4 protein-coding genes are annotated in these 4194 nt (G+C 58.0%); 2 read left to right on the forward strand and 2 right to left on the reverse strand.

Features of this window, described 5'->3' with window-relative positions; genetic code table 11:
- Together AC2VNK_RS04955 and AC2VNK_RS04960 are read right to left on the reverse strand one after the other, a co-directional pair.
- Window positions 1–303, reverse strand: a 303-nt coding sequence (locus AC2VNK_RS04955; RefSeq protein ID WP_486883038.1) for a ribulose bisphosphate carboxylase small subunit, incomplete at its 3' end; no start/stop codon positions are given.
- A gap of 79 nt (window positions 304–382) precedes the next feature.
- Entirely contained in the window at window positions 383–1804 is a 1422-nt protein-coding gene (locus tag AC2VNK_RS04960) for a form I ribulose bisphosphate carboxylase large subunit (RefSeq protein ID WP_291522071.1), read from the reverse strand.
- A gap of 267 nt (window positions 1805–2071) precedes the next feature.
- Here AC2VNK_RS04960 and murJ point away from each other — a divergent pair, with 267 nt between their 5' ends.
- Together murJ and AC2VNK_RS04970 are read left to right on the forward strand one after the other, a co-directional pair.
- Window positions 2072–3625: a murein biosynthesis integral membrane protein MurJ gene (gene murJ, locus AC2VNK_RS04965; protein ID WP_486883039.1), complete on the forward strand. Its 1554-nt coding sequence runs from the start codon at window positions 2072–2074 to the stop codon at window positions 3623–3625.
- Entirely contained in the window at window positions 3618–4142 is a 525-nt protein-coding gene (locus tag AC2VNK_RS04970) for a DUF2203 family protein (RefSeq protein ID WP_486883040.1), read from the forward strand. Before murJ ends, AC2VNK_RS04970 begins: the two co-directional genes overlap by 8 nt.
- Window positions 4143–4194 lie beyond the last annotated feature (52 nt).

Genomic DNA, 4194 nt, shown 5'->3' on the forward strand with positions numbered 1-4194 from the left:
GTTGTCATAGCCGACGATACGGACGTGGTTATGGGGATTCGCCTTATGGCACGCTTCCGCTTCTTTCAGGATAGTGTCCACGTCGGTTTCGCCGAACATGGGCAACTTCCACATATACCAATAGTTGCCGAAGGCGTTTTCCGGCTCGGTATGTTCTACCGCCGGATTCCAGCCCTTGGAAACAATGTACGCAACCTGTTGACGGATCTGCTCCGCGGTCAGGGCGGGCAGGTAAGACAGTGTCTCGAACTTCCGGCTCGCCGGATCGGAGAGACGGGATTTATAATCTTGCACTTCACTCATAAAAAGCTCCTAGGCATCAAGACGTGCCCACCGGTGCGGGGATCCAAGCACCCCCGCCAGGGGTACACGATAAACCTGCTTATTTGTGGGCAACGTCCAGCTTGTCGACCGTATCAAACTCGAACTTGATCTCTTTCCACGTTTCCATGGCAATCTTGAGTTCGGGAGAATGCTTGGCGGCCTCGGTGAGCACAGCCTTGCCTTCCTTCTCAATAGCCACACCACGGTTGCGGGCTTCCACACAGGCTTCCAGCGCGACACGGTTGGCAGCAGCGCCGGCCGCATTGCCCCAAGGGTGACCCAGGGTGCCGCCACCGAACTGCAACACCGAATCATCACCAAAGATGGTGACCAGCGCCGGCATGTGCCAAACGTGGATACCGCCAGAAGCGACCGGCATCACACCCGGCATGGAGCCCCAGTCCTGGTCGAAGAAAATACCGCGGCTGCGATCTTCCTTGATGAAACTATCCCGCATGATGTCGATCCAGCCCAGGGTCGCCTCGCGGTCGCCTTCGAGCTTGCCTACCACCGTACCGGAGTGCAGATGATCGCCGCCAGACAGACGGAGAATCTTGGTCAGCACACGGAAGTGGATGCCGTGATGGGGGTTACGGTCGAGCACCGCATGCATGGCGCGGTGAATATGCAGGAGCATGCCATTGTCGCGACACCAGTTGGCCAGACCCGTGTTGGCGCAGAAGCCGCCGGTGATGTAGTCGTGCATGATGATGGGTGCGCCGATTTCCTTGGCGTACTCCGCACGCTTGTACATTTCCTCCGGAGTCGGGGCGGTAACATTCAGGTAGTGCCCCTTACGCTCGCCGGTCTCAGCCTCGGCCTTTTGGATGGCTTCCATGACGAAGTCGAAACGCTGCCTCCAGCGCATGAAAGGCTGGCTGTTGACGTTCTCGTCGTCTTTAGTGAAGTCGAGTCCACCACGCAGACCTTCATAGCAGGCGCGACCATAGTTCTTGGCCGACAAACCCAGCTTGGGCTTGATGGTGCAGCCCAGCAATGGACGACCATACTTGTTCATGATGTCGCGTTCGACCTGAATCCCGTGGGGTGGCCCACCGCAGGTTTTGACGTAGGCAATGGGGAAACGGACGTCTTCCAGGCGCAGCGCACGCACCGCCTTGAAGCCGAAGACGTTACCAACCAGCGAGGTGAAGACGTTGACCACGGAACCTTCTTCGAACAGGTCGATGGGGTAAGCGATGAACGCATAGAAACAGGTATCATCGCCAGGAACGTCTTCGATCCTGTACGCACGCCCCTTGTAGTAGTCGAGATCGGTGAGGAGATCGGTCCACACCGTGGTCCAGGTACCGGTGGAAGATTCGGCGGCAACCGCAGCAGCGGCTTCCTCACGATCCACGCCCGCCTGGGGAGTAATTTTGAAGACCGCAAGGATATCGGTATCCTTGACGTTGTAATCCGGTTCCCAATAGGTGTTCCGGTAATCCTTCACACCCGCGTTATAGGTCTTGACGGCCATATGCCACCTCCATGCAGTTGCCCGACGCCGGTGCCCCCGGCGCAATCGCTACGTCTGCAGCGATGGAACGACTATAGCGCCCGCAAATCATAAACACTAATCACTATTAATTATTTTTTTCATAAGTTTTAATTGATGTGATGATTACCAGGGAATGCTTTTTGACGCCGGGATAGAGAATATCTATCAGGGCCGCCGTCTTGGCGTTACTCTGTTCGCGTGCCATCATCCACCGATGAATCCCGATCCCTTATATTCTTCGCGCTCATGACCAGTCGCCCCCCCCTGCGCAACGTGCTCAAGGTGGGCAGTAATACCATGGTGTCACGCCTGTTGGGCTTTGCCCGCGACGTGATTCTGGCGCGGCTCTTTGGCGCGGGAGAAATGGCCGACGCGTTTTTCGTCGCCTTCCGTGTCCCGAATTTGTTCCGGCGCCTGTTCGGTGAGGGGGCATTTTCTCAGTCATTCGTCCCGGTGCTGGGAGAATATCGGGCGACACGCTCTATCGAGGAGACTCAGGCTTTTGTCGCCGACGTGGCGGGCTGGCTGGCCCTTACCCTGGCGGTCGTCACCATCGTTGGGATACTGAGTGCCAGTGCCGTTGTCTATGCCATCGCGCCCGGTTTCGCGGCCCATCCGGACAAGTTTCACCTCACCGTAGAGCTGCTGCGTATCACCTTCCCCTACCTTTTCTTTATTTCACTGGTAGCGCTAGCCGGCGGCGTACTCAATACCTACGGGCATTTTACGGTGCCTGCTTTTACGCCGGTCTTCCTGAATCTCAGCATCATCGCCGCAGCCGTGTTCTGGGCACCGCACCTGCAACAACCCGCCGTAGCAGTGGCCTGGGGCGTGCTTATCGGCGGCGTGGTGCAGTTACTTTTTCAACTGCCCGCACTAAAGCGGGTCGGGCATCTGCACTGGCCGCGCCTGCGCCGCCGCGACCCCGGCGTGAGCAAATTACTGCGGCTGATGGGGCCTGCGGCTTTTGGCGCATCGGTAGCGCAGATTAACTTGTTTCTGAACACTATTCTCGCCTCTTTAGTGGGGGGCAATGTGGTGTCTTATCTGTATTATTCCGATCGTCTGGTGGAGTTTCCTTTGGGCGTCTTTGGAGTAGCGCTGGGGACGGTAGTGCTGCCGCTGCTCTCCCGGCAGGCGGCAGAGCGCTCGCCGCAATTCCCGCAAACGCTGGACTGGGCCTTGCGTCTGACCTGGCTCATTGGCCTGCCTGCTACCGTCGGTCTGCTCATTCTCGCGCAGCCCTTGCTGATCAGCCTGTTTCGTTATGGGGCCTACACGGCAGAAGATGCCCGGCAAAGCGCCTTGAGCCTGATAGGTTATGGCCTCGGTATCCTGCCGATCATTGCGGCACGGGTACTCGCCCCTGCCTTCTACGCCCATCAGAACACGCGCACACCGGTGCGTTTCGGCATGATCAGCGTCGCCGTCAACATGGGTATCAGTCTTATCCTGGCCTGGCCGTTGCAGCAACTGGGTCTGGCTCTGGCGACCAGTACGGCGGCTCTGGTCAATGCCTTTATGCTCTGGCGTCGTCTGCACCGCGACGGGGTTTATCAGGCACAGCCGGGCTGGGAGGTCTTCCTGTTAAAAACCGCAGGGTTGGCCCTACTCATGGGGATCGTCTTGCTGTGGTTGCGGGGAGATGCTGCCCTTTGGCTGTCGCTGCCCCTCTGGGGACGGCTGTTACGGGTGCTCGGCCTGGTGATTCTCGCTGCCGTCTTATACCTTATGGGTGGATGGTGGCTCGGCATTCAGGAGCTACGCGATTTATATCGACGGAGGTCTTCCCGTGCCTGATTCAGACGGACCACACGGACATGGTGATGCGATCTTCGCCATCCAACGACCCGGCCAGGCAAGGGTGTTCTCCCTGCACGAGGCAGAGGCCATTTTCCCTCTGCTGCGTTTTATTACCGCCCAGGCGCACGACGAATTGGCTCCAGTATTGGAGTCCATGCGCGCCGGCATGGAGAGCCGCGCGGCATTGACCCGGCACGAGGACCGCTACGAAGAGATTGTTCAGCGCTGGATTAACAAGATGGAAAGGCTAGGCGTGGTCGTTTCCGGACTGTGGCTGGTGGATTTTGATACCGGCGATGGTTATTTGTGCTGGAGATACCCTGAAGTAGCCTTGGGCTTCTATCATGGCCACGACCAGGGATTTGGCCAGCGTCGCCCCCTGTCAGACATATTGCAGGCACATCAACCCGGTTGGGCGGCTGCGGGCGGGGGGGGGAGGAGCGGTGAGGAAGGCGGACCACATCCCAATCTAGCAGTCTGTCGGATTTTCACGGGCCAGCCTATTGAGGTATAATTATTTATAATTCAATATGATGAGTGAACGATGGCCCACTTTATCGATCCCG

It is taken from the genome of Acidithiobacillus sp. TH-A35, from assembly GCF_057473505.1.